This is a genomic window from Streptomyces sp. 891-h, assembly GCF_022760275.1.
Classification (GTDB): domain Bacteria; phylum Actinomycetota; class Actinomycetes; order Streptomycetales; family Streptomycetaceae; genus Streptomyces; species Streptomyces spirodelae.
In genome coordinates this window covers 2868057-2893071 of the sequence record NZ_CP050693.1, presented here as the reverse complement: position 1 = coordinate 2893071, position 25015 = coordinate 2868057, and the positions used below count along the sequence as shown (strand labels likewise).

Sequence of the window (25015 nt, the reverse complement as noted above, 5' to 3'; positions counted from 1 at the left end):
CCAGGTGTGCCTGGTCGTGAGGAGAGGTGCCGACCGGCCGTCCGACGGGTCCGGCGGCGGCGCGGCCCGGCACACAGTGGTGCGGCGCCGTCCGCCCGACGGTGCGGAACCGTCCTTACGACCAGGGAGCACCCACCGCATGCCCTTCACCACACACGCCATGGCCTTCGACCGCTTCGGCGCCGCCGACGTCCTCGCCCCGCGTGAGGTCGAACTGCCCGACCCCGGGCCCGGCCAGGTCCGTATCGCCGTACGGACGGCCGGGGTCAACCCACTGGACTGCAAGATCCGCAGCGGCGCGATGCAGGAGCTGTTCCCGCTGCCGCTGCCGCACGTGCCCGGACTGGAGGCGGCGGGCGTGGTCGAGTCCGTCGGCCCGGAAGTCGACGAACTGGCTGTCGGGGACGAGGTGTTCGGCTGGACGACCACCGGCAGCTACGCAGGACACGCGCTGGCCGAGGCGGGCCGTGTGGCCCGTCGCCCGTACCGGCTCGGCTGGGCCGAGGCCGCAGCCGTGCCGACCGCGGCCGAGACCGCGCTGCGCTGCTTCCGGCTGCTGGACCTCAAGCCGGGCGAGACCCTGCTGGTGCACGCTGCGGCCGGCGGCGTCGGCACGCTCGCCCTCCAGTTCGCGGCAGCTCGCGGAATCCGGGTCATCGGCACCGCGAGTGAGCGCAACCACGCCTACGTACGAGAGTTGGGCGCCGTGCCCGTCGCCTACGGAGAGGGGCTGGCTGAAAGGGTGCGGGCCGTCGCGCCGCAGGGGGTGGACGCGGCGCTCGACGGTGCGGGGCGAGGGGGCGCCATCGAGGCGTCCATCGAGCTGACGGGCGGCACCGAGCGCGTCGTCAACATGACGCACCCGGCCGAGGCGGCCCGGCACGGCGTGCTCTTCGCTGACGGCGATGCGAGCTCCGACGCCGCGGGTGCGCTGGCCGAGGCGAGTTCGCTGCACGTGGCGGACGGGCTCCGGCTTCCGGTGCACCGCCTCTACCCGCTGGCGGAGGCCGCCGAAGCGATGCGGGAGAGCGAAGCCGGCCATGTGCGGGGGAAGTTGGTGCTGGTGGTCCGGTGATCCGCGAAGGTCTCCCCGGGGAGTCGGTGATGTTGCGTGTGTGCTGCCAGATGTAGTACTTCTTATACATGAGCGAGCACGTACACAACAGGCTGGCGGTCGTCCGGGCGGAGCGGAAGGTCTCCCGGCAGGCGCTGGCCGAAGCGGTGGGCGCGCACTATCAGACGATCGGCTACATCGAGCGCGGGCAGTACAACCCGAGTCTCGATCTGGCGCTGCGCATAGCCGCCTACTTCCGGCTGCCCGTGGAGGCCCTGTTCTCCCTGGAGCCGTTCCGCCCGCTCACCGACGAGGTGTACGGCACGGGAGGCGCCGGCACCGCACGCACCACGGGGAGGACCACCACATGACCACCAGCACGAGCACCAGCCCCGGCCCCGGGCCCCTCGCGGCCGCCACCCGCTACGACAGGTGGCTGTTCAAGACGATGAACGACGCGCGCACCAAGCGATACCACGCGACCCGCGCCGCGCGGCGCCGCATCGTGCTGGCGCACATGGCGACCACCGCCGCAGGGCTGGCGGCCATGGTGGGCGCCTCCGCATGGGCCTCTCCCTGGCTGCTGGCGGCGCTGCCGGTGGCTCTCCTCGCCTGGGTCCCGCTCACCGGCTTCCTCAACTCCATGACCCGGGGGCTGCTGGAACTGCGGGTCCGAGTGCTGGACGAGCGGCAGGTGGCCGAGCGCGGCGAGGTGCACGCGAGGGCCCACCGGGCCGTTTCCTGGGTGCTGACCGCCGCGCTGCTCGGCTTCTACGTCGCCTGGCTCGCGGGCGCCACCGTCGCGGACCTGGCCGTTCCGCTCGCCGCCGCCGGGCTGTTCGTCTGGGCGCTGCACCGTCTGCTGCCGCTGTGGATCGCGGCCCTGCGGGTGCGGGACGAGCCGGAGGACGACGAGGTGGAGGCGCCGCCCGTCGCCTGAACGGGCCTCAGGTGAGCGGAAGACGCCTCCGTCAGGCGGAAGTGACTGTTCGTATCGCGCAAGCGGTGCGCCGTTCGAGGGGACTCCGGAAGCTGGGTGCGCGTGGCTTCCGGAGTCCTTCTTGTGCCGGTGCTAACCAGAAATCATGCGATCCGATAGTCATATTGTTTCGCGCAGGGCTCTGCTGTGCGTCGGTCTCGGTGTCGGTACGGCGACGGTCATGGGCGTCGGCGTGGGTTTCCTCACCCACCAGGGCACCGCCGGCGGCGCGGACCCCGGACTCCCGCACGGGGCCGGTGACGGTCCGGCCACCGCCTCGGCCTCCGCCTCGGCGCCCGCTGCCGGGGGTGCGGCACCCGGCAAGCGATCGGCGGGAAGAGCGCCCTCGCTGCGCCGAGCGACCCCCGACAGCTATCGGCTGCGCCCTCTCGCGGGCGAGACGTCCATGGGCGAGCCGGCCGCACACCCACCGGTGCGCACCCACGCCGAGACCCGGCTGCCCTCTCTGCACGGCCGCCACGTCATGGCCCTGACCTTCGACGACGGGCCGCACCCCGAACACACGCCCAGGCTGCTCGAAGTGCTGCGCCGCCACGGGGTGCAGGCCACGTTCTTCGTCGTCGGCCAGAACGCCGCCGCCTTCCCCGGGCTGCTGCACGCCATCGCCGCCGACGGCCATGTGGTGGGGAACCACTCCTACACCCACCGCCAACTGCCCCGGCTGCCCTCCACCGAGGTCCGCAGCGAACTGAGCCGCACCAGCGAACTGATCGACCGCGTCGTCGGAACCCCGCCCCGCTGGTGCCGCGCCCCCTACGGCGACTGGCACCCGCCCTCCCTGAAGATCTGCTCGGACCTGGGCATGGAGCCCATGGGCTGGTCCCTGGACACCCGCGACTGGGCCCGTCCTGGCACCGCCAGCATCGTGCGCGCCGTGACCGAGGACGCCTTCCCCGGCGCCATCGTCCTCCAGCACGACGGCGGTGGCCCCCGCCAGCAGACCGTCGCCGCGGTCGACCGCTACCTCCCCCTGCTGCAGGAACGCGGCTTCACCTGCGTACGGCCCCAACTGTGAACCCGCCGGGACCGTGCGCCGCTTGGGGCCGGTTACACCAGTCGCCGCGCCGTCGCCCAGCGGGTCAGCTCGTGGCGGTTGGACAGCTGGAGCTTGCGCAGCACCGCCGAGACGTGGGACTCCACCGTCTTGACGGAGATGAACAGCTGCTTGGCGACCTCCTTGTAGGCGTAGCCGCGCGCGATCAGGCGCAGCACCTCGCGTTCACGCTGGGTGAGGCGGTCCATGTCCTCGTCGACCGGCGGGGCGTCCGTGGAGGCGAAGGCGTCCAGCACGAAGCCGGCCAGCCGCGGGGAGAAGACCGCGTCGCCGTCCGAGACCCGGAAGATCGCGCCGACCAGGTCGTCGCCGGTGATGGTCTTGGTGACATAGCCCCGCGCGCCGCCCCGGATGACGCCGATCACGTCCTCGGCGGCGTCCGAGACGGACAGCGCCAGGAACCGCACCGGCTGCTCGGCGTCGCCCATCAGCGGGGCGCTGCGGCGCAGCACCTCCACGCCGCCGCCGCCCGGGAGGTGGACGTCCAGCAGCACGACATCGGGGCGGGTCGCCTCGATCACCGTCATCGCCTGGTCGACATCGCCCGCCTCGCCGACGACGTCCACGCCCGTCTCGTCCGTACGGCCGATCTCCGCCTGTACGCCCGCGCGGAACATCCGGTGGTCGTCCACCAGGACCACCCGGACCCGGCGGCGGCCGTCGGTGGCGTCACTGCCCTGGGGGGTGACGCCGCTCTGCGGGCCGCTGCCGCCGTCGCCCTGCTGCTCGTTCCCCGTCGCCTCGTCGGTCACGACTCCGCCGCCCTCTCCATCTCCAGTTCGACCTCTGTGCCCTCGCCCGGTGCGGTGCGCAGCCGCGCCGTGCCGCCGTTGCGCCGCATCCGCCCGACGATGGACTCGCGTACGCCCATCCTGTCCTCCGGAACGGCCTCCGGGTCGAAGCCCGGACCGCGGTCCCGTACGGAGATGAAGACGGTACGCCCCTCCACCTCGGCGAAGACCTGCACGGCGCCGCCCTCGCCACCGTACTTGGCGGCGTTGACCATCGCCTCGCGCGCGGCCTGAAGCTGGGCGCCCAGCGCCTCGTCGAGCGGACAGTCGCCCACGCAGACCACCTCGACGGGCACCCCGTGGTGGTCCTCGACCTCGGCGGCAGCAGCCCTGACGCCCTCGGCGAGGGTCTCGGGCTCGTCCTCCTCCTCGGCCGCCTTCCCCGCGGCGTCGGCGGGCTTGTACAGCCAGGCGCGCAGCTCCCGCTCCTGGGCGCGCGCGAGCCGGGCCACCTCGCGGGGCTTCTCGGCGTTGCGCTGGATCAGCGTGAGGGTGTGCAGCACCGAGTCGTGGACGTGCGCGGCCACTTCGGCCCGCTCCTGCGCGCGAATGCGCATCAGCCGTTCCTCGGACAGGTCCTGCATCATCCGTACGAGATAGGGGCCCGCCATCAGCGCGATGCCGACCAGCACCGCGAGCGCGGCCTGGAGCACCGAGCCCAGATGGCTGACCGAGCCCTGGACGACGACGATGCCCGTCACGCCGACCGCGACCAGCGCGACCCCCGCCGCGCTGCGGGCTATCGGCAGCAGCCGGGTGCGGCGGCCGACCTCCGCCCAGTGGGCGCGCCGCGAGTTGTCCGCCTGCCGCCACACCAGCGCGACACCGACGCCGATCAGGACGACGGGCCACAGATAGGTGTTGGCGGCGCCGAACTGGAGGTTGTCCGCCATCACCACCACGGCGGCGATCAGGGCCAGAACGGCGAAGATCTGGCCCTTCTCCGGCTTCCGGAGGAACCGGCGGCGCAACCCGTCCCGGTCCGTGACCACCTCCGTCAGCCCGGCAGCCCCGGCCCGGTGCCCGGCACCCACCCCGCCCGTACCGAGCGGCACCACGAACCAGAACGCCGCGTACAGCAGCACCCCCAGGCCGTTGGCCAGGCTGAGCGCGATGAGGACGATCCGCACCCAGGAGACGGGCAGCCCCAGGTGCCCCGCGAGCCCGCGCGCCACCCCGCCGAGCATCCGGCCCTCCGCGCTGCGGTACAGCTTGCGCAGAGGCGGTTCTTCCAGGGGCTCCGAGGAGACGGGACGGGGTCCGGTTCCGTGCGGGGCCGACTCGGGGGCGGGCGAGGCGGGCGCTGTCATGCTCCGATCGTCACACGGCTCGGGCCGCCGGACATCAGGGTTCGGCCCTGAGCCACCCCCGAAGCGGCCTCCGGGCCGCGCGCCGGATCTCAGGGATCGCTCGGGGTAGGCCCCCGATGCCTCGCCGTGCCAGGGGCGCGACCATAGGGGCCATGAGCGAGGAGGAGCAGCACGCGGCGGAGCCCGGCCACGGCCACGGCCACGGTCGCGGTCCCAGCCGTGGTCCCGGCGGCGGTCCGGGCGGTTCCGGCGGCCCGGGCGGTCCCGGCGGTCGGGGCGCGGAAGGCGGCAGCGGTCAGGCTTCCTCCTGGGGCGCGCACAATCCGGTGCCCGAACCCCGGCGGGGCCGGCTGCGGCGGAGCCGCAAGCACAAGGTCGCGGGCGGTGTGTGCGGAGGTCTGGGGCGGTACTTCGACCTCGATCCCGTGCTCTTCCGGGTGCCGCTGGTGGTGCTGTCCGTCGTCGGGGGACTGGGGCTCATCTTCTACGGGTTCGCCTGGCTGCTCATCCCCGCCGAGGGGGAGACACAGAACGAGGGGCGGCTGCTGCTGTCCGGCCGGGTGGAGGGCAGCGCACTCTCGGCGATCCTGATCGCGCTCGTCGGCTGCGGCCTCTTCCTCGCCTCGCTCGGCAGCCGCAGCGTGCCCTTCTCGGTGATGCTGATCGGCGCGGTGGCGGGCGCTGCCTACTGGTCGCAGCACCGGCGCCAGGTCGAGGCCGCCGGTGCCGAGGGCGCGCAGATCGACCCGGCGACGGCGCACGCGGTCGCGGACGCGCCCCCCGAGGCGCAGGCACCGCCCGTTCCCGTACCCGCCTCCTGGTGGCGTGAGCCGCTCACCAAGGACGCCGGGGCCACCAAGGGGAGCGGCGGCCCTGCCTGGGGGCGGCCAGGAGCCGCGACCGGCTACCTGTGGGGCCCCGAGGACGCCCTCCCGTACGCGGCGCCGCCCAGCGCCCACGAGCGCCCCGGCGGATACGGCCCGCCCAGGGCCCCCGTTCCCGCCGGAGCACCGGGCGGAGGTCCGCCGGCCCGCAGCGGCTCCGGAGGCTCGCTGGGCGGCCTCACCTTCCTGCTGGCGCTGCTGACCGGCGGCGTCACCACGGCCGTCTCCTGGAACATCAACCCGCTGGCCACCACCCTCACCCTCGCGCTGGCGTGCATGCTCGCCGTCTTCGGCCTCGGGCTCGCCCTCAGCGCGTTCGTCGGCCGTACGGGGCCGGGCACCATCGTCTGCGTCGTCCTGACAGCCGGGCTGCTGGCGGGCGCCGCAGCGCTGCCGAAGGACATCACGACGCACTTCCGCGACACCCGCTGGGTGCCGGCGTCGGTCGGCGAGGTCAAGCCGCGCTACGCGCTCGGCTCCGGCTCCGGAGAACTCGACCTGCGCGGGACGGGTCTGAAGGCGGGCCAGACGCTGCGTACCGAGACCCGGGTGGGCGCGGGCGAGATGAAGGTGGTGGTACCCGAGGACGCGCTGGTCAAGGTGAGCGCCGACGTCGACATGGGGGACATGCGGTTCCCCAAGACACTGGACGGCGACGGGGAGGTCGTCTTCGACCAGGCCAGCGGCCTGGGGACGAAGCGGAAGCTGACCCTGCGGCCGTTCGGCGGCAAGAAGGCGAAGGGCACCATCGTGGTGAAGCTCAGCGTGGGTGCTGGCCGCACCGAGATCGTACGGGAGCTGCCCTCGGGCGAGCGGTCCGACAACCAGTCGCTGCCGGGCGACGGACCGACCCCGACCCCGAGCCCGACCCCGACCCCGAGCCGGCCTCCGAGTCCGAGCACGGCACCGAGTACGGCACCGTCCACTCAGGAGGGAGGGACCCGATGAGGCACCGTTTCGAACCCTCCAGGCTGCTGCTCGGACTCGCCATGACCGCGGTCGCGGTGGTCTACCTGCTGGACGCGGCGGGCGAGGCGGAGGTCCCGTTCTGGGTGCTGCTGGTGGTGGTGCCGGTCTCGCTGGTGCTGGCCGGACTGACGGCACTGGCGACGTTCCTGGTCCGGCGCTCGGTCGCCCGGCGGCGCGAACTGCGGGGGTGAGGGTGCCGTGGCGGCGCGGGTGTCGCGGTGCCCGTCACAGTCGGCTAGCCGAAGATCTGCTGGCCTCTGCGGCGCCTGCGTACCGCCAGCAGCGCGTCCAGCGAGAACATCGGCGCTCCTGCCATCACCAGGGGCAGCCACGCCATCAGGTACGGCAGGTCGTTGCCGTAGTAGTACGGATCGCTGGACCAGCTCACCGTCATCCACAGGCAGAAGGAGAGCAGCGCGCCACCGGCCGCCGCCAGCCGGGCCCACAGTCCGCACAGCGTGCCGAGCCCCACGGCGATCTCGCCGACCGCGATGGCCGCGCCGAACCCCTGCGGGCTCCGCTGCGCCAGTTCGACCATCCATGTGGCCCCTGCCCCGTCGTGCACGGCAGCCAGCGTCCCGGCGAAGGAACCCGGCCCCTTCGCGGTGAGGAAACCTGGATCGGTGAGCTTGTCGATGCCCGCGTAGAGGAAGGTGATCCCGAGGAAGAGCCGCAGCGGGAGCAGCGCGTAGCGGGCCGCCGTACCGCGTATCCCGGCGGGTGCCCCGGCGACCGGCCCGGGATAGGCGCTGACGGCTTTGGGTCCGTCGTCGGCACGACCACCCGCCGGCCCTGTCACAGACATCCGTCGCTCCCGCCTTCCGCAAACGCGTTCGGTGTGCGGAGGCGATTCTTCCCCCAGTTCCCACCCGGCTGGCAAGTGCCCATCGGCCCCGTCGGAAATGCCGGTTCCAGCCCTGCTGTCACGGGCCTGCTCGGTACTCGGGGAGCCGGGCACGTCGGGCCCGCGGGCGCGCGGTCAGCGCCCCTACTCGACCACGTCGATGGGGTAGCGGTTGGTCTCCACACCCGCGGCGGTGACCACTTGGACCTCCACCCGGCCCGGCTCGACCTCCACCGGCACCGGAACCGTCAGCGCGGTGTCCGAGGGGCTGGTGAAACCGCCGGGTACGGGGATGAGGGGAGCGTGCACATGGACGGCGCCGATCCGGACGACCATCCGGGCCAGCCGGTCGGGCGCGGTGGCGCCGGGAGGCACGAAACCGGCGCCGCGGATCTCGATGTCGTCGCCGGTACGGATCGGGGAGTGCAGATCGCCCATCTCGCGCGCACGGACCACCGACAGCACCACGGGGCGGCCGCCCTCGGCGTACTTACCCGCCAGGTACGTCGCCGCCGAGACGACGACCAGCAGAGCCAGCCCCCAGGGCAGGTCGGGCAACTGGTCGGGCTGCCGGGCCAGCCGGACCGCGGCGAAGACCACCGCGACCGCGCTGATGAGCACGTACTGCACATCGGAGAACGCGCCACGGCCCGCGTCGTCCGTCAGCAGATCGGCGGCGTGCGGACGGTCGGCACGCACCTTCTGCAGCCGCCTGCCCTGCACCCGTACGGCCACCGTACGGCGCACCACGACGGCCACCGCACAGGTCAGCGCGAGCACCGTCACCACGCCCGCGCCGCGCGACAGATCCAGCCCCGCCAGCAGCGCCCGGCGCTCGTCGGGACCGGACGCCGTCGCCAGCTCCACGGCCAGGACCAGTACGGAGAAGACCGACAGCAGCACCCACCCGGCGGCCACCGTACGGGAGGTGGACAACCTGTTGTCCTCCCCGATGACGGGCGCCAGGACGCCACCGCGCGCCCGGTGCAGCCAGGCCGCGAGCGACAGCAGTGCGCCCGAGACGAAAGCCGCCACCAGTCCGGCCGTCCGCCCGCTCGACCAGCCGCCGGCGAGTGCGCACAGCAACTGCACCAGCAGCAGCACGCCGACAGCGGCCCATACGGCGAGCAGAGTGCGCCGCCACAGCCGCGCGACCCACACCTCGCCCTCCTCACGGCTGCGGTCGGCCACAGCCCGCGCAGCCTGGGTCAGCTCGTCGGAGACCCACTGGCGCGAGGCACCCGCTGAGTGCGCCAGTCCCACGGGGACGCCCTGGCCGGTGGCCAGTTCGTCCCTGCGCCGCACGAAAGCGGCCAGCGCCTTGCGGTACCCCTCCCGGGCGCTGTTGGGACAGTTCTCGCACTGGCAGGGCGACTTGGCGCCGCTGTCGGCGGGAGGGGAGTCGCTGTTGGTGGGGCGGCTGGTGGGAGAGGGTGGCGTGGGGGAGGGAGATGTGGGTGCGGTGGCGTGGGTGGAGGGAGTAGTGGCCGGGTCGGGGTGGTGCGGGGTGCGGCCGGCGGCGGGCGCGCTGGATCGTGCGCCGGGCACTCGGCCCGCGCTCGCGCCGGGGGCGGCGCCCGTTCCGGGGGAGGTGCCCTTCCCAGGGGCGGCGCTCTTCTCAGGGGTGGCGCTCTTCCCGGGAGAGGTGCTCTTCCCGGGTGCGGCACCTGGGGAGGGGATTCTCCCCCGTGCCGAGGGCCTTCCGGGGGTGGTTGACTGCTCCGCGCCGGGGCGCGTCCCCGGCGCAGTGCTCTCCCGGGGGACGGCACCCTTCCCGCCTGTGGCGCCCTTCTTCGGGACGGCGCCCGGGCCCGACGGGGTGCCCTTCCCCGGTTCGGGGCCCGTGCCGGACGTGCGGCGCGTGCCCTGCGTGCCGTCCGGCCCGTCCTCGTCGCCCGGGCCCCTCGAGCCGTCCTGAGCCGCATCCACGGCCACTGCGCAACCCCGCCTCTCAACTTCCATGGGATGGAAGGGGATTGTGCCTTACGTGAGCAGGTATCAGCTCAGCAGGGCGGACTCGTCCCGGGTGATCCTGAGGGAGAGAGGTTGATGGGTCGGCCATGTCGTACCTGAGCAGCGCCGTACGGCTGTGAGTGAAGGGGGCAACGCTCCGCCGCGCGCTGGGCACTTGTGAGTGAACGGCGAACGCGACTCGGTTGACGCTTCGGTGCCGCGCAGGCGTGCCGTTCTCACGCCGGGCGGACAGCCCCGGCGAAGGGCATCTGGTCGATGGGTGCGACCCGCACAGCGGTGCCGGGCCGGGGGGCGTGGATCATGCGGCCGCCTCCGATGTACAGGCCGACGTGGCTGACGCTGTCATAGAAGAAGACCAGATCGCCGGGGGCGAGGTCGCCACGTGAGACGCGCTTGCCCGCGTGGATCTGGCTGTAGGTGGTGCGCGGCAGTGAGACACCGGCCGCCTTCCAGGCGGCCTGGGTCAGCCCGGAACAGTCGTACCCGGAAGGACCCGTACCGCCCCACACGTACGGCTTGCCCAGTGCGCTGCGGGCGAAGGCGACCGCACGGGCGGACCGCCAGGTCGCCGGCTGCCCGGCCGTGGGCGCCGCGGGGCCTGCGCCGTGGTCCGCGCGCTCCTGTGACGTATGGCTCCGTGCCGCGTGACCGCGCCGGGGGGCAGCCTCTCGCGCAGTGGTGCGGTCCCGGTCCCCGTTGCGCGTGGGGTGGTGCTCGTCGAGGACGGCGGCGCGCTGCTTCGGCGTCAGCCTGTTGAGCAGGCGCTGCGCCTGGCCGAGCTTGCTCTGGACAGCGCGCTTGTGGCGGCGTGCCCTCCCCGCCGACTTTTCCAGCTCCGCGGAGACGTCCGCCGCCTCCTTGCGCACCTGTGCGAGCTGTCGGGTCCGTGCGGCGGTACGTTTCACCGCTGCCGCCTGAAGGTCCCCGGCGCGTTCGACGGTGGCGGCGCGGTCCAGGTAGTCCGAGGGGTGTGAGGAGAGTGCGAGCCGTACGGCGGGATCGATGCCGGTGCCGTCGCGGTACTGCGCCGCCGCGTAGGTCCCGAGTGCGTCCCGGGAGGCGTTGAGCTTCTCCTGGCGGCGTGCCGCCTCGTCGCGGAGCGATTCCAGCTCCCGCTGGGCCGCCCGCGCCTTGTCCCGCGCGCCGTTGTACGCCTCGGTGGCACGCTCGGCGTCCCGGTGCAGCCGGTCGACCTCGGCTTCCACGTCCGCTGTCCGGTCCGCAGTCCGGTCTGCAGTCCTGTCCGCTCTCTCGTTCGCCGACCTGTCCGCTGTGTCCGGTTGCGGGCGCGGCTGTGCGTGGCCGGAGCCCTGGAAGGAGGTGACGCCCGCCGTGCCCGCCAGTACGAGCGTGAAAGCGGCGCGGGCGAAAGGGACGGCGAGAGGGTAGGGCTTGGGCTTGCGGTGCGAGGCCATGGGCGGCCGTCACTCCCTTACTTGCGCTTGCTGATCGGTGCTTGCTGGTCCGATGCGTGCTGATCTGGTTGTGATCTCCACGAGCGCGGTGTTGTGCACATCACACCTGTCCCGGCGGCCGGGGTGGCCGCGCCGACCGGCAGGGCGCGGCCACCTGGCGAGGACGCTAGGCGAAGCGGTGACGGCCGGACGCGGGAATGATCACAAGTGAGCCCTTTCGGCGCGAAGCTGCCCGGATCGGCGCGCCTGACCGCGCAACGCGGGGGGCGTATGCGCAAGCACTGACCGGTACCGCGAGAGCCACCGCCAGGAAGCCGGGGGTGTGCTAAAGGCCCCGAAAACGCCCGGATACGCTCGCGCCATGGACGTTCTCATCAATGCTTTCGTCGGTCTGCACATCATCGGGATAGCCGCGCTGCTGGGCGGTTTCCTCACGCAGATGAAGGCGATGGGCAAGGGCGAGGCCCGGATCAGCCCCAGCATGCTGCACGGGGCGCTGACCATGCTGGTCACCGGCGTGGCACTGGTCGGGCTCAACCAGGCCGACGACAGCGCGGTGAACAACGTCAAGATCGGTCTGAAGCTGGCGCTGCTCGTGGTCGTCCTCGGTATCACCTATGTGAAGCGGGACGAGGAACGGCTGAGCGCCCCCCTCTTCGGCACCGTGGGACTGCTGACGACGGCGAACATCTTCATCGCCGTGCTCTGGGTCTGAGCCCCCGGCTCCCCGCGCCCTTGCCGGGCCGCCGTTCCCCGGCGCCCTCTCCGGCGGGCGGCCGGTTTTCCACAGGGCCTCCGGGGTGCCGGTGCGGCGGCCTAGACTCGTACGACGATGAGCAGCCTCTTCGACGACAGCTTCCTGGCGGACCTCGACGGTATGGCACCCGAGGCGGACGCGCCCCCGCCGCCCGACCCCGAGGGCTCCGCAGACCCGGGCCCCACGGAGGAGATCCCGGACGACCTGTTCGCGGGCACCTTCGCGGGCGGAGCGGGCGGTGCCGCGGGCACCGGCGGGCGTGACGCGTATCACCGCGACGGCGCACCCCGCTCCGTCGTCGACCCCGCCGCGCTGCTGGAGGGGATGAACGAGCAACAGCGGGACGCCGTCCTGCACGCGGGCTCCCCGCTGCTCATCGTCGCCGGCGCCGGCTCGGGCAAGACACGGGTGCTCACCCACCGCATCGCCTATCTGCTGGGCGCCCGCAGTGTGCACCCGGGCCAGATCCTCGCCATCACCTTCACCAACAAGGCGGCGGGCGAGATGAAGGAGCGCGTCGCCGAGCTGGTGGGGCCGCGCGCGCAGTCGATGTGGGTCTCCACCTTCCACAGCGCGTGCGTACGCATCCTTCGCCGCGAGAGCAAGAAGCTGGGCTTCACCTCGTCGTTCTCGATCTACGACGCCGCCGACTCCAAGCGCCTGATGGCCCTGGTCTGCCGCGATCTGGACCTGGACCCCAAGCGCTTCCCGCCCAAGTCGTTCAGCGCCAAGATCTCCAACCTCAAGAACGAGCTGATCGACGAGGAGGACTTCGCGGGGCAGGCGAGCGACGGTTTTGAGAAGACCCTCGCCGAGGCGTACGCCATGTACCAGGCGCGGCTGCGCGAGGCCAACGCGCTGGACTTCGACGACCTGATCATGACGACGGTCCATCTGCTCCAGGCGTTCCCCGACGTGGCCGAGCACTACCGCCGCCGCTTCCGGCACGTCCTCGTCGACGAGTACCAGGACACCAACCACGCGCAGTACCAGCTGGTGCGCGAGCTGGTCGGCCCCGCGGAGGACCAGGCCGAGCTGTGCGTCGTCGGCGACGCCGACCAGTCGATCTATGCCTTCCGCGGCGCCACCATCCGCAACATCCTCCAGTTCGAGGAGGACTACCCGAACGCGACCACGATCCTGCTGGAGCAGAACTACCGCTCCACGCAGACGATCCTGTCCGCCGCCAACGCCGTCATCGAGCGCAACGCCGACCGCCGCCCCAAGAACCTGTGGACCCAGGCGGGCTCGGGGCCCAGGATCACCGGCTATGTCGCCGACACCGAGCACGACGAGGCGCAGTTCGTCGCCGACGAGATCGACCGCCTCAGCGACGGGGAACACCACAAGGACGAGGAGGCGGGGGCCCAGGAGAAGGTCCGCCCCGGCGACATCGCCGTCTTCTACCGCACCAACGCCCAGTCCCGGGTCTTCGAAGAGGTCTTCATCCGCGTCGGCCTGCCGTACAAGGTCGTCGGCGGCGTGCGCTTCTACGAGCGCCGTGAGGTCCGCGACATCCTGGCCTATCTGCGGGTGCTGGCCAATCCGGAGGACGCGGTGCCGCTGCGCCGCATCCTGAACGTGCCCAAGCGGGGCATCGGCGATCGCGCCGAGGCCATGATCGAGGCGCTCGCCCTCCGCGAGAAGATCACCTTCCCGCAGGCGCTCGCCCGTGTGGACGAGGCGTACGGCATGGCCGCGCGCTCCCTCAACGCCGTCAAGCGGTTCAACGCGCTGATGGAGGAGCTGCGCACCGTCGTGGAGTCCGGCGCGGGGCCCGCCACGGTGCTGGAGGCGGTGCTGGAGCAGACCGGCTATCTGGCCGAGCTGCAGGCCTCCACCGACCCGCAGGACGAGACGCGAATCGAGAACCTCCAGGAACTCGCCGCCGTCGCACTGGAGTTCGAGCAGGAGCGCGGCGAGGCCGAGTCCCCCGGCACCCTCGCCGACTTCCTCGAACAGGTCGCCCTGGTCGCCGACTCCGACCAGATCCCCGAGGAGGGCGAGGACGAGGGCGTCGTCACGCTCATGACCCTGCACACCGCCAAGGGCCTCGAGTTCCCCGTGGTCTTCCTGACGGGCATGGAGGACGGCGTCTTCCCGCACATGCGCGCCCTGGGCCAGACCAAGGAGCTCGAGGAGGAGCGACGGCTCGCCTACGTCGGCATCACCCGCGCCCGGGAACGGCTCTATCTCACCCGGGCCGGGATGCGCAGTGCCTGGGGCCAGCCCTCCTACAACCCGCCCTCCCGCTTCCTGGAGGAGATCCCGGCCGAGTACATCGACTGGAAGCGCACGGGCAGCGGTGGCGGCGCCATGGGCGGTGCGGGCTCGGCCGGCACCGGGATCGGTGCGTCCCTCTCCTCGTCCGCGAGCGCCTCGGCCCGGCGCGGGGGGCCGTCGGGCTTCGCGACGCGCCGCGCGGGCGACCGGCCGGTCGTCTCCCTCCAGGTCGGCGACCGCGTCACCCACGACAGCTTCGGGCTCGGCACGGTGCAGGCGGTCAAGGGCAGCGGCGACAACGCCGAGGCGACGATCGACTTCGGTGGCGAGAAGCCCAAGCGGCTGCTGCTGCGCTATGCGCCGGTGGAGAAGCTGTGAGACGGCCGTCCATCCGGCCGGCCGTCCCGCTGTTGTGAGCTTCGGCTGATGCTGGGCCTCGGCTGATGTCGGGCCTCAGCTGAGGCCGGGTCTCAGCTGAGGCCGGGTCTCAGCTGATGTTGAGGCCCTTGCTCTGCAGCCACGGGATCGGGTCCACCGCCGAGCCGCCGCCCGGGTGCACCTCGAAGTGCAGGTGCGGCCCCGTGGAGTTGCCGGAGTTGCCGGAGTAGGCGATCACATCGCCCGCCTTGACCTCGCCCGAGCGGATCTTGTTGCTGCTCAGGTGGCAGTACCAGGTCTGGGTGCCGTCCTTCGCCGTCACGACGGCCATGTTCCCGTACGACACATCGTGCTTCGTGGTCACCGTGCCGTCCGTGGCCGCCATGACCGGGGTGCCGTAGCTGACGGGGAAGTCGATCCCGGTGTGGATCGACATCCAGTTGACGCCTGCCTGGCCGTAGCGCGCGCTGAGAGTGTGGTCCTTGACGGGGATCACGAACTTGGGGCGCATGGCCTCCTTGCGCGCCGCCTCCCTGGCCTTGCGCTCCTTCTCGGCCTCCTGGCGCTGCTTGAGGTCGATGCGCTCCTGGGTGCGGCTGGCGCGGTCGGCGAAGTCGTCGGCGTCGGCGGAGAGGCTCTGGAGCTGGGTGTCCAGCTTGCTGTTGACGCTCGACGGCTTGACGGGCGCGGCGTCCGGCGCGGCGACGGTGGTGGTGTCCTTGTCCTTGCCGTCGTCGCCCATCACACTCGCCGCGGCTGCGCCCGCGACACCCATGACGGCGACGGACGGAACCGCCACGGTCATCAAGGCCCGGCGGCGGGGGCGGGGTTTGGGGGAGCGGCGGCGTCCGCGTCCGTGCGGGCCGCCGACGGTGCCGAGGGCGGCGGGTGCGCCGGCTTCGTCGGGGCCGTCCCATTCGCTGTCCGGTGCGGACGCCTCGTGGGACGCGGGAGCGTCGTGGGGCGCGGGCGCCCCGGCGAAGTCGGCAGCCGCGGGGTCGAAGCCGTGCTCGTCCTGCGTGAGGGCGGAGAAGTCCCACTGGGCGGTGGTGTCCTGATCCTGGCCGTGCCCTGGGCGCTGGCCGTGCCCGCCCGGATCGCTGTAGCTGTCGAGGCCCTCGTAGCTCTCGTGGCCCTCGTAACCACCCTGGCCTTCGTAGGCGTCCTGGTCTTCGTAGACGCCCTGGCTGTCGTAGACGCCCTGGCTGGCGTAGGCGCCGTGACCTTCGTAGGCGTGGCCTTCATACGGGGCATAGCCGCCGGAGTCGGGCAGGCTGCCGTGCTGCGGGGCGTAACCGTCGTACGGGGAGGCGGTCTGCGCGTGCGCGTCATAGGCGGCGTGCTCGTAACCGCCGTAGCCGTCCTGACCGGCGTAGCCGTCCTGACTCTCGTAGCCGTACGCCGCGCCCTGGCCGTCCGTCGTCCAGCCGGCCGTCTCCGTCCCGGCCGTCTCCCAGCCGCCGGTGCCCCAGGTGGTCGAGTCCCAGCCGCCGGCCTCCTGCACCCCGAACGTCCACTGGCCGGTGCCGTCGTCCGCCGTGGGGAGTCCGGGCCCGTTCTGCGCGGGGACGTGCGGGGCGGCCGCCATGGCGTCGGGTGCGTAACTCCCGGTGCCCCAGGCGGTGGTGGCCTCCCAGGAAGCAGTCGGGTAGCTGCCGGTGTCGGTGCCGGGGAGGGTCCCGAAGAGGGGATCGTCGTCGCCGTAGGTGGTGTACGAACCATCGGCGTAGGAGCCGCCGGAGGTGTCGTAACCGCCGGTGGGGTACCCGTCGTACGAGCCGGCCTGGTAGCCGTCCTCGCTGTAAGCGCCGTACGCCGACTGCCCGTAGTCCGCGTTGTAGGAGCCGTACGAGAAGCCGGAACCGGGGTCGTCGGGATCGGGGACTCCCGACGGATGACGGTCGTTCACCACCAACTTCTCTTTCGCCTAGGCGACAGGGGCGGAGCAGTGCGGTGACTGTACCCGGCGGTATGCGACGGCGACAATCTTCGGGAGGTTTTAGCGGCGCAGGAAAAGGGCAATCGGCCGCCTTTCGGCGGACTACGGACTGGTAGCAGAGGTTGAGTTCGAAATTAGTTCGAAAGAGTGAGTCTCTCGGACGGAGCCGTCCGCCGTACCGGTGCCCGGCGTGACGCAGCCGGGCTCCAAGTGCCGTACGTCCCCAACTCCGCGCGGACTCGGGCAGAAACGCCGGAGTCCACCGGCAGCGCCATATGCCCGGCACCTCGCTCATCTCCCAGTGGAAACGCACAGGTCGGAACCGTCGCGCCAGTCTGCTCCGGTGTTTCCCGCGGGAAGATCGAGCACCGGAGAAGAAGATCAGCGCTTCCGGGTGGTCGGGGCGAGACGGCGGAGCGAGAGCGTTTCCACTGGGCGGTCCCGCCCTCCCGGCCTCCGACCGTGGCGCGGTTGGGCGCGTCCGGCGCGTGATGGCGTGCGACGGGGGGGCGCGTACGGGCCGGGCGCCGGGCGCGCACGTGAGGCCGGCGCCGCGTGTCGGGGCCTGGGCGCCCCGGGCAAGGGCGGCCCCGCGTGTGATTTCCCCCTCGCTTACCAGCACGGGACGGGACGGGTGCGGGATGCTGGAGATAACGTGCGTTCACACCCCGTGGCCCGTCCCGGCCCAGTGGTCGTCCTAGAGGGAGGCAGTGATGGATGTGACCGGTCCGATCCGCGTGGTGGTCGCCAAGCCGGGCCTCGACGGCCATGACCGCGGTGCCAAGGTCATCGCCCGTGCCCTGCGCGACGCCGGCATGGAGGTCATCTACACCGGTCTGCACCAGACGCCGGAGCAGGTCGTGGACACCGCCATCCAGGAGGATGCGCACGCCATCGGCCTCTCCATCCTCTCCGGCGCGCACAACACTCTCTTCGCCCGAGTGCTGGAGCTGCTGCGCGAGCGGGACGCCGCCGACATCAAGGTCTTCGGCGGCGGGATCATCCCTGAGGCGGACATCCCCCTGCTCAAGGAGCAGGGCGTGGCCGAGATCTTCACACCGGGCGCCAGCACCAGCGAGGTCGTCGACTGGATCCGCACCCACGTGGGCCCGGTGGCGGCCTGAGCCGCCACCCCCCCACCGCCGCCTCTCCCGTGGGGTGCGCCAGCGCCGGCGCCCACCTTGGCTCGCGTGTCGCCCCTTCGGCTCGCGTCACGCTTCTCCCGTCTGCGGTTCCCCCTCTCTCCGCTCGCCCCGTAGTTCCGCCAGCATCGAGGAGCGCAGCCGCAAGGTGGCGACCAGCCGCTGGAACGACTCCGCCCAGTAAGCGCCGGCGCCCGGCGACTCGCCCTCCTTCTCGTCGGGCACAGCAGCCAGTGGCGCGAGCCGCTCCGCGTCGGACGGGTCCAGACAGCGCTCGGCGAGCCCCATCACCCCGCTGAAGCTCCATGGGTAGCTGCCCGCGTCCCGTGCGATCTCCAGCGCGTCCACCACAGCGCGCCCCAGCGGCAGCGACCACGGCACGCCGCACACCCCGAGGATGCGGAACGCCTCCGACAGCCCGTGCGCGGCTATGAAGCGCGCCGCCCACTCGCCGCGCTCCTCCTCGGGCAGCACCGACAGCAGCTTGGCAGGGTCGCCCGGACCTTCGGAGAACGGCTCGGTGGGCTCCCCGATGAGGGCGCGCGCCCACTCCACATCCCGCTGGCGCACGGCCGCACCGCACCACGCCGCGTGCAGATCCTCCCGCCAGCCGTCGGCGACCGGCAGCGCCACGATCCGGGCCGGAGGGAGCCCGTCGAACTGCTCGCTCCACACCCGCAGCGGCGTCGCCTCCACCAACTGGACCAGCCACCAGGCCCGTTCCCCGCGGCCCGAGGGCGGTCGGGGCACGACACCGTCGCGCTGCATATCGGCATCGCACTCGTGCGGCGCCTCCACCGCGATGCCGCCCCGGCCGCCCATCCGGTCAGGGCCCACACAGGCACGGGCGCGCTTCGCCATCCGGGCGGCCAGCGCCGACCCGGGCAGCGCCGCCAGCAGCTCGGCCGCGGTCGCCCGTACGGTGCGGCTGCGGTCGGTCAGCGCCCGCTCCAGGAACGGCTCGTCGGCGGGACCGAGTCCCAGACGCAGCGAGTCCAGGAACATCAGCCTGTCCTCGGCCCGCTCGGTCTGCCAAGTGGAGGACAGCAGCGCCAGCGCCACCTGCGGGTCCCGCTGCCGCTGGGCCGTCAGCAGCGCCACCCGCTCGGCGAACAGCCCCTCCTGCCACAGCTGTTCGGCCTCCTCGGGGCGCTCGTCCGGCACCTGTCGGCGGACCCCGTCCCGCAGCGCGAACTTCCAGTCGGCGTTGTACCGCGCCAGCCACAGCGCCCGCGGACCGGCGAATGCCAGCGTCTCGGCCCGCAGATCGGTACGGGCCCGCGCCGCGTCCAGCAAAGCGGGCAGCAGCGCGGCGGGCGCCCGATAGCCCTGGGAGTTCGCCTCCGCGAGCCACTGCGGCAGCAGCTCTCCCAGGTCCGGACCCGAACCCCGGCGCCCGGCTGCGGCGCCCGACGGACTCGCCCCACCCAGCGCCCGGTCCGCCAGCAGCGTCGCCAGTCGCCGTTCGGCCGCCGCGGGCAGCGGCTTCCGCCCGTCCTGAGGCGCGGGCTCGGGCCGCTGCCGGGGGACGGCCGGCCGGGCACCGGCGCGCCGCCGGACCGTCTCGGCCGCCGCCGCGTCCAGCAGCGCCGTCACGCTTCCGCCCGGTGGACGCCGCCGCTCGGCTCCCAACAGCGCGGCAGCCACCAACTCCCCCCACCCTCCGACCCCACGGCCGCCCCCTTCGGCCGCTGCCACCGGTGGCTCGCCGCCGGGTATGCGCTGCTCTGCAACCGTCTCAGCCGTCACATCCGCCCCTCTCATTGCCGCCCCGCCTCTTCGCCTTCGGTCCGGGCCGCCGCTGTCACAGCGGGACGGCCTTGCCCTCGCTCCAAGCCGTGTACGGGCTGAAGCCGCGGTGCCCGCATTCGCCGAAGACCGTGACCGGACCGTCCCCGGAGATCGCCAGCAGCCTCCACAGCGCGGCCGTGCCGGTGCCCGGCGCCACCGGAAGGGCGGTCTCCTCGTCCGCTGCCGCGAGCTGCCACCCCTCCCCGCTGCCTCCTCCCGGCCGGCTCGCGGTGCTGCCCCCGGTTCCGCCGCCGGCGCGGCCCCCCACGCCGCGCTGCGGCCCCGCACTGCCGCCGGACGGGCCGGAGTCGGACGGCGGGACGGGTATCACGTCCCGCAGCACGCACGGCCACCCCTCCAGCCACGGGTCGTCTCGGAGCGCCCCCGCATAGGCGTCCAGGGCCTGCGGAATGCTGTGGCCCGGCGGCCGGAAGCCGAGCAGCGGAGCGTCGTGCCGTTCCCCGAGAGCCGCCCGCAGCGGGCTGGCGCCCGGGTAGTAGGCCAGCTCCGCGTCCAGCGTCGCGCCCACCGGCAGCGCCAGTTCCGGAGGGCGGCCGCCGACGCCGAAGGAGAGCAGCAGCGCCGGACGCCCCGTGGCACGGCCGTGCAGCCAGATGCGGCGGGCCGTCAGACGCCCCTCGTCGGTGTCCGACTGGGCCAGCACCAGCCACTCGTCGCGTACCAACCCCTGTTCGTCCGCCAGCAGTTCGGCCGCTTCCACCGTCAGACCCACCCGCGATCTGACCGTCTCGGCGAGCGGGCCGGGCAGTTCGTCGGCCCGCATCCAGCCGCGCGCCAGCAGATGGAGCAGTGCGCACTCCTCCAGCAGCCGTTCCGGCCAGCCTGCTCCCGAGCCGGGGACGGCACCCAGCTCCCGTATCCGGTTGGCCAGCCCGGGGGCCTGGGCGTCGACCATGCGGGCCGCCATCTCCTCCCACGGCGCGTACCCCGACTGCTCCGTACCGGCGAGACCGCCGCGCAGCAGGTCGGCCAGCCGCTGCTCCAACTCCTCGGCACCCGCCGTGATCCGTGCCGCGCGCTGCTCGGCGCGGCGGCGCGCTGCCTCGGCCCGCGACCGCGCGTCCCCCTCCTCGCCCTCCGCCGCTTCGGCTCCGGCCGCCCCCTCTCCGCCGTCCCGCGCCCCCGTCTCGCCGCCTGCGCGGCCCGCGCTCCTACCGCCCCCGGAGGCGGCCTCTCCACCCGGGCTCCTGCCCGCCTTCTTCTCCGCGCGCTGCCTGCGGCCGCTCAGCCAGCCCTCCGCCCACTGAGGAGGCTCGCCCTGCTCGGCGACGGCCGCCTCGTCGCCGGCCCACAGCAGAAGCAGGCCGAGAGCGTGCTTGCACGGGAACTTTCTGCTGGGGCACGAGCACTTGTAACCGATCCCCTGGCCCCCGTCGAGGTCCACCACCGTCTGGTACGGCTTGCTCCCGCTGCCCTTGCACAGCCCCCAGACCGCGCCGCCGCCCGACCCCGCCTCCGTCCAGGGGCCGGGCGCCGACAGCTTGCTCCCCGCGCGACGTGACGCCACGTCAGGCGCCAGCGCCATTACCTGCTCCGCTGTCCAGCGGACCGCCTGTCCACCCATGCCGAAAACGGTAGGCGGCGCCACTGACAACCAGCCCCCAACTGCCCATCTATGCAGGTCAGGGCGATTGTCAGTGGCGGCATGCAGAGTAGTTCACGGATCGGCCGAGGCGCTGCGGCGCGGGGGTTCCTTCCTTGGCCATCCCCTTGTCTTTTTCCGTACGAGAGCCCTGCGTTGAGGGGGAGTTGTGACCGAGAGCCATGTCGCAGACCCGGCCGCCGAGTCCGCCGCACAGCCGGCGCCAGGCACGCCTGCCGCGGCCGCTCCTGCAACCGCGCTGCGGCCGCACGCCGAGGACGCCTTCGCCGACGAGCTGACGGCCCTCGCCGAGGCCGACGACCGGCCGCGCCCCGCGCGCTGGCGGCTGTCCCCATGGGCGGTCGCGACGTATCTGCTCGGCGGCGAGCTGCCCGGGGGCAAGGTCATCACGCCCAAGTACGTGGGTCCGCGCCGCATCATCGAGGTCGCGGTCAGCACGCTGGCCACCGACCGCGCCCTGCTGCTGCTCGGTGTCCCCGGTACGGCGAAGACCTGGGTATCGGAGCACCTGGCCGCGGCCGTCAGCGGGGATTCGACGCTGCTCGTGCAGGGCACGGCGGGCACAGCGGAGGAGGCGATCCGTTACGGATGGAACTACGCGCAGCTGCTTGCGCAGGGGCCCAGCCGTGCGGCGCTGGTGCCGAGCCCGGTGATGCGCGCGATGGCCGAGGGCATGACGGCCCGGGTCGAGGAGCTGACCCGTATCCCGGCCGATGTGCAGGACACGCTGATCACCGTGCTCTCGGAGAAGACCCTCCCGATTCCCGAGCTGGGCGAGGAGGTCCAGGCGGTCAGCGGTTTCAACCTGATCGCGACGGCCAACGACCGGGACCGCGGGGTCAACGAGCTGTCCAGCGCGCTGCGCCGCCGCTTCAACACCGTGGTGCTCCCGCTGCCCGAGACGGCGGAGGCCGAGGTGGAGATCGTGGCGCGCCGGGTGGGGCAGCTCGGCAAGTCCCTCGACCTGCCGCCGGCGCCCGAGGGGTTCGACGAGATCCGCCGGGTGGTCACCGTCTTCCGCGAGCTGCGCGAAGGCGTCACCGACGACGGCCGTACGAAGCTGAAGTCACCCTCCGGCACGCTGTCGACGGCCGAGGCCATCTCCGTCGTCACCGGCGGCCTCGCACTGGCCGCGCACTTCGGTGACGGGGTGCTGCGCGCCGGGGATGTGGCGGCGGGCATTCTCGGCGCCGTCGTCCGCGACCCGTCCTCGGACCAGGTGGTGTGGCAGGAGTACCTCGAGGCGGTCGTCCGGGAGCGCGAGGGCTGGAAGGACTTCTACCGCGCCTGCCGAGAGGTGTCCGCATGACGGCTGTCCAAGAGGGCTCGGCAGGCCCGCCGGCGGGAGGGGACGCCGGGACCCCACACGTCCGGGAGCGCGCGGCAGGCCCGCTGCTGCTGGGGGTGCGGCACCACGGCCCCGGCTCGGCGCGCGCGGTCGCCGCCGTGCTGGAGGCGTACGAGCCGCGTGTCGTACTGATCGAGGGCCCGCCCGAGGGCGACGCGGTGGCCGAGCTGGCCGGGAGCGAGGAGATGGTCCCGCCGGTGGCGCTGCTGGCGCACGCCGTCAACGAGCCGGGGAAGGCCGCGTTCTGGCCGCTTGCCGAGTTCTCCCCGGAGTGGGTGGCGCTCCGCTGGGCGGTGCGGCGCGGCGTCCCGGTCCGCTTCATCGACCTGCCCGCCGCGCACACGCTCGCCCTGAGCGACGCGGACGAGCAGGTGTCCGGAAGCGGGGAGGAAAAGCCACAGGGAGAGGGGGAGGAGACGGTCCCCGGCGGCACCGACGGGGGTGGTGCCGCCGGGGACGTCGATCCAGCCTCCACATACCGGACGCGAGGGAGCGGGGACGGCGTGCGGCTCGACCCGCTGGCGGCGCTCGCGGAGGCGGCGGGATACGACGATCCTGAGCGCTGGTGGGAGGACGCCGTCGAACACCGCGGCGGCGGCCGGGGCGAGAGCCGGGAGGCCCGCCCCGCCGACCCCTACGAACCGTTCGCGGCGCTCGGTGAGGCCATGGCCGAGCTGCGGGCCGTGCACGGGGAGGGCGGCCATGAGCGGGACCTCGTCCGGGAGGCCCATATGCGGCTGCGGCTGCGCGAGGCACGAAAGGAGTTCGGGGACGCGGTGACGGCCGTGGTCTGCGGCGCCTGGCACGTCCCGGCACTCACCGAGACGACGACGGTGACCGCCGACCGGCAGGCGCTCAAGGGGCTCCCCAAGGTGAAGACGGAGGTCACCTGGGTTCCCTGGACACACCGGCGGCTGGCCCGTCGGTCCGGCTACGGCGCCGGAATAGCCTCCCCCGGGTGGTACGGGCACCTCTTCGCAGCGCCGGACCGGCCCGTGGAGCGGTGGATGACGAAGGTGGCCGGTCTGCTGCGGGCGCAGGACCACTCCGTCTCCTCGGCGCACCTCATCGAAGCGGTCCGGCTGTCCGAGACGCTGGCCGCGATGCGCGGCCGCCCCCTGGCGGGGCTGACCGAGACGACCGACGCCATACGGGCCGTGCTGTGCGAGGGCTCCGATGTGCCGCTGGAGCTCATCCGGGAAGAGCTGGTGGTCGGCGACGTACTGGGGGAGGTGCCCGAGGGGGCTCCCGCGGTGCCGCTCCAGCGCGACCTGGCACGGCAGCAGCGCGCCGTGCGGCTGAAGCCGGCCGCCGCGGAGCGCGAGCTGGATCTGGACCTGCGCAAGGAGACGGACGCGGCGCGCAGCCGTCTGCTGCACCGGCTCCGGCTGCTGGGCATCGGCTGGGGCGAGCCGGCCGGAGCCCGGAGCGGCAGCACCGGCACCTTCCGCGAGAGCTGGCGGCTGCGCTGGGAGCCGGAGCTGTCCGTACGGGTGGCCGAGGCCGGCATCTGGGGCACGACCGTCCGTGAGGCAGCCACGGCCAAGGCCCGTGCCCAGGCGACGGAGCAAGGCGGCGGCACCCTCGCCGAGGTGACGGCGCTGGCCGAGCTGTGCCTGCTGGCCCAACTGCCGGAGGCGCTCCCCGTGGTGATGCGGGTGCTGGCCGACCGGGCAGCACTGGAATCGGACGTCGGACACTTGGCGCAGGCCCTGCCCGCGCTGGTGCGCACGCTGCGCTACGGCGATGTGCGGGGCACCGACGCGGGGGCGCTGGCCGAGGTCGCCGGAGGGATGGCCGAGCGGGTCTGCGTCGGACTCCCGCCCGCCTGTGCGGGGCTGGACGACGAGGGGGCCCGCGAGATGCGGCGCCACCTGGACGCGGCACACCAGGCGGTGAACCTGCCCGCCCGGGACGACAAGGACGACACCGGTGCGGAGGGGGCGCGGCCGGAGTCGGCGGGACGGCCGTCGGGAGGGCTGCTGAGCAGATGGCGAGGAGTGCTGCGCACGCTCGCCGGACGGGACCGGATACCCGGCCTGCTGCGCGGCCGCTGCGCCCGACTGCTGCTGGACGACGGCCAGCTGGCGGACGACGAGGCCGAGCGGCTGATGAGCCTCGTGCTGTCACCCGGTACACCGCCGGGGGAGGCAGCGGCGTGGATCGAGGGCTTCCTCGCGGGCGGCGGGATGCTGCTGGTGCACGACGAACGGCTGCTCGCGCTCGTCGACCGCTGGCTGACGGAGGTCCCCGGCGAGGCGTTCACGGATGTGCTTCCGCTGCTGCGGCGGACGTTCGCGGAGTACGAGGCCGGGGTGCGGCGGACCCTGGGGGAACTGGTGCGGCGCGGCCCTGTGCGCGACGGCGACCGGCGGGGGAGCGGCGCCGGGGACGGGGTGCCCGGATTCGGGGCCGGCCTCGACAGAGAGCGGGCCGACGCAGTGCTGGAGACGGTGCGGCTGCTGCTCGGCGGGGCGCGGCGCGACGAGAGCGAGGGGGTGCGCGTATGACGGCCCAG

General features: G+C 73.1%; 19 protein-coding genes. 11 read left to right on the top strand and 8 right to left on the bottom strand.

Annotated elements, in window-relative coordinates; translation table 11 throughout:
- Positions 1-139: 139 nt before the first annotated feature.
- From HC362_RS12375 to HC362_RS12360, 4 genes are all read left to right on the top strand, one after another.
- On the top strand, positions 140-1075 hold the full coding sequence (locus HC362_RS12375; RefSeq protein ID WP_243084010.1) for an NADP-dependent oxidoreductase: 936 nt from the start codon (positions 140-142) through the stop codon (positions 1073-1075).
- Positions 1076-1143: 68 nt separating this feature from the next.
- On the top strand, positions 1144-1425 hold the full coding sequence (locus HC362_RS12370; protein WP_209265539.1) for a helix-turn-helix transcriptional regulator: 282 nt from the start codon (positions 1144-1146) through the stop codon (positions 1423-1425).
- Positions 1422-1994 (top strand): hypothetical protein, encoded by a 573-nt coding sequence (locus HC362_RS12365; protein WP_243084009.1) that lies wholly within the window; start codon positions 1422-1424, stop codon positions 1992-1994. The genes HC362_RS12370 and HC362_RS12365 overlap by 4 nt, the downstream gene beginning before the upstream one ends.
- Before the next feature lie 145 nt (positions 1995-2139).
- Positions 2140-3069 carry a polysaccharide deacetylase family protein gene (locus tag HC362_RS12360; RefSeq protein WP_243084008.1) on the top strand — a complete coding sequence of 310 codons (930 nt, stop codon included), beginning with the start codon at positions 2140-2142 and terminating at the stop codon, positions 3067-3069.
- Between the two features lie 32 nt (positions 3070-3101).
- Here the strand turns inward: HC362_RS12360 and HC362_RS12355 are convergent, their stop codons facing one another.
- Together HC362_RS12355 and HC362_RS12350 are read right to left on the bottom strand one after the other, a co-directional pair.
- On the bottom strand, positions 3102-3749 hold the full coding sequence (locus tag HC362_RS12355; RefSeq protein ID WP_209265644.1) for a response regulator transcription factor: 648 nt from the start codon (positions 3747-3749) through the stop codon (positions 3102-3104).
- A gap of 107 nt (positions 3750-3856) precedes the next feature.
- Positions 3857-5209 (bottom strand): ATP-binding protein, encoded by a 1353-nt coding sequence (locus tag HC362_RS12350; protein ID WP_243084007.1) that lies wholly within the window; start codon positions 5207-5209, stop codon positions 3857-3859.
- Positions 5210-5361: 152 nt separating this feature from the next.
- On the opposite strand from HC362_RS12350, the gene HC362_RS12345 reads away from it, so the two are divergent.
- Positions 5362-7041 carry a PspC domain-containing protein gene (locus HC362_RS12345; protein ID WP_243084006.1) on the top strand — a complete coding sequence of 560 codons (1680 nt, stop codon included), beginning with the start codon at positions 5362-5364 and terminating at the stop codon, positions 7039-7041.
- A complete protein-coding gene (locus HC362_RS12340) occupies positions 7038-7253 on the top strand; it encodes a hypothetical protein (RefSeq protein WP_209265548.1) in 216 nt (71 codons plus the stop codon). Before HC362_RS12345 ends, HC362_RS12340 begins: the two co-directional genes overlap by 4 nt.
- 44 nt (positions 7254-7297) lie before the next feature.
- Here HC362_RS12340 and HC362_RS12335 read toward each other — a convergent pair whose 3' ends face one another.
- The 3 genes from HC362_RS12335 to HC362_RS12325 form a co-directional block, all read right to left on the bottom strand.
- Positions 7298-7867 (bottom strand): DoxX family membrane protein, encoded by a 570-nt coding sequence (locus HC362_RS12335; RefSeq protein WP_243084005.1) that lies wholly within the window; start codon positions 7865-7867, stop codon positions 7298-7300.
- Positions 7868-8050: 183 nt separating this feature from the next.
- On the bottom strand, positions 8051-9223 hold the full coding sequence (locus HC362_RS12330; protein ID WP_243088521.1) for a hypothetical protein: 1173 nt from the start codon (positions 9221-9223) through the stop codon (positions 8051-8053).
- Positions 9224-10095: 872 nt separating this feature from the next.
- Complete coding sequence (locus HC362_RS12325; protein ID WP_243084004.1) at positions 10096-11295, bottom strand: NlpC/P60 family protein; 1200 nt, start codon at positions 11293-11295, stop codon at positions 10096-10098.
- Between the two features lie 361 nt (positions 11296-11656).
- Here HC362_RS12325 and HC362_RS12320 point away from each other — a divergent pair, with 361 nt between their 5' ends.
- Entirely contained in the window at positions 11657-12010 is a 354-nt protein-coding gene (locus HC362_RS12320) for a hypothetical protein (RefSeq protein WP_243084003.1), read from the top strand.
- A 117-nt stretch (positions 12011-12127) separates the two neighbouring features.
- On the top strand, positions 12128-14653 hold the full coding sequence (gene pcrA / locus HC362_RS12315; RefSeq protein ID WP_243084002.1) for a DNA helicase PcrA: 2526 nt from the start codon (positions 12128-12130) through the stop codon (positions 14651-14653).
- Between the two features lie 109 nt (positions 14654-14762).
- Here pcrA and HC362_RS12310 read toward each other — a convergent pair whose 3' ends face one another.
- A complete protein-coding gene (locus HC362_RS12310; RefSeq protein ID WP_243084001.1) occupies positions 14763-16565 on the bottom strand; it encodes a M23 family metallopeptidase in 1803 nt (600 codons plus the stop codon).
- Between the two features lie 740 nt (positions 16566-17305).
- On the opposite strand from HC362_RS12310, the gene HC362_RS12305 reads away from it, so the two are divergent.
- Complete coding sequence (locus tag HC362_RS12305) at positions 17306-17716, top strand: cobalamin B12-binding domain-containing protein (protein WP_243084000.1); 411 nt, start codon at positions 17306-17308, stop codon at positions 17714-17716.
- Positions 17717-17803: 87 nt separating this feature from the next.
- Here HC362_RS12305 and HC362_RS12300 read toward each other — a convergent pair whose 3' ends face one another.
- Positions 17804-19432, bottom strand: coding sequence for a DUF5691 domain-containing protein (locus HC362_RS12300; RefSeq protein WP_243088520.1), 1629 nt, complete (start codon positions 19430-19432; stop codon positions 17804-17806).
- Positions 19433-19538: 106 nt separating this feature from the next.
- On the bottom strand, positions 19539-21110 hold the full coding sequence (locus tag HC362_RS12295; protein ID WP_243083999.1) for an SWIM zinc finger family protein: 1572 nt from the start codon (positions 21108-21110) through the stop codon (positions 19539-19541).
- Positions 21111-21387: 277 nt separating this feature from the next.
- On the opposite strand from HC362_RS12295, the gene HC362_RS12290 reads away from it, so the two are divergent.
- Together HC362_RS12290 and HC362_RS12285 are read left to right on the top strand one after the other, a co-directional pair.
- Positions 21388-22458: an AAA family ATPase gene (locus HC362_RS12290; RefSeq protein ID WP_243088518.1), complete on the top strand. Its 1071-nt coding sequence runs from the start codon at positions 21388-21390 to the stop codon at positions 22456-22458.
- The gene (locus HC362_RS12285; protein ID WP_243083998.1) at positions 22455-25007 is read left to right on the top strand and encodes a DUF5682 family protein; all 2553 of its coding nucleotides are present in this window, start codon (positions 22455-22457) and stop codon (positions 25005-25007) included. Before HC362_RS12290 ends, HC362_RS12285 begins: the two co-directional genes overlap by 4 nt.
- Positions 25008-25015: the final 8 nt, after the last annotated feature.

What these genes read in the sequence shown, in the direction of transcription:
- HC362_RS12365 (WP_243084009.1), top strand. Translation starts at nt 1,422, where the DNA reads ATGACCACCAGCACGAGCACCAGCCCCGGCCCCGGGCCCCTCGCGGCC.
- HC362_RS12340 (WP_209265548.1), top strand. Translation starts at nt 7,038, where the DNA reads ATGAGGCACCGTTTCGAACCCTCCAGGCTGCTGCTCGGACTCGCCATG.
- HC362_RS12350 (WP_243084007.1), bottom strand. Translation starts at nt 5,209, where the DNA reads ATGACAGCGCCCGCCTCGCCCGCCCCCGAGTCGGCCCCGCACGGAACC.
- pcrA (WP_243084002.1), top strand. Translation starts at nt 12,128, where the DNA reads ATGAGCAGCCTCTTCGACGACAGCTTCCTGGCGGACCTCGACGGTATG.
- HC362_RS12370 (WP_209265539.1), top strand. Translation starts at nt 1,144, where the DNA reads ATGAGCGAGCACGTACACAACAGGCTGGCGGTCGTCCGGGCGGAGCGG.
- HC362_RS12345 (WP_243084006.1), top strand. Translation starts at nt 5,362, where the DNA reads ATGAGCGAGGAGGAGCAGCACGCGGCGGAGCCCGGCCACGGCCACGGC.
- HC362_RS12295 (WP_243083999.1), bottom strand. Translation starts at nt 21,110, where the DNA reads ATGGGTGGACAGGCGGTCCGCTGGACAGCGGAGCAGGTAATGGCGCTG.
- HC362_RS12320 (WP_243084003.1), top strand. Translation starts at nt 11,657, where the DNA reads ATGGACGTTCTCATCAATGCTTTCGTCGGTCTGCACATCATCGGGATA.
- HC362_RS12335 (WP_243084005.1), bottom strand. Translation starts at nt 7,867, where the DNA reads ATGTCTGTGACAGGGCCGGCGGGTGGTCGTGCCGACGACGGACCCAAA.
- HC362_RS12305 (WP_243084000.1), top strand. Translation starts at nt 17,306, where the DNA reads ATGGATGTGACCGGTCCGATCCGCGTGGTGGTCGCCAAGCCGGGCCTC.
- HC362_RS12375 (WP_243084010.1), top strand. Translation starts at nt 140, where the DNA reads ATGCCCTTCACCACACACGCCATGGCCTTCGACCGCTTCGGCGCCGCC.
- HC362_RS12285 (WP_243083998.1), top strand. Translation starts at nt 22,455, where the DNA reads ATGACGGCTGTCCAAGAGGGCTCGGCAGGCCCGCCGGCGGGAGGGGAC.
- HC362_RS12360 (WP_243084008.1), top strand. Translation starts at nt 2,140, where the DNA reads ATGCGATCCGATAGTCATATTGTTTCGCGCAGGGCTCTGCTGTGCGTC.
- HC362_RS12325 (WP_243084004.1), bottom strand. Translation starts at nt 11,295, where the DNA reads ATGGCCTCGCACCGCAAGCCCAAGCCCTACCCTCTCGCCGTCCCTTTC.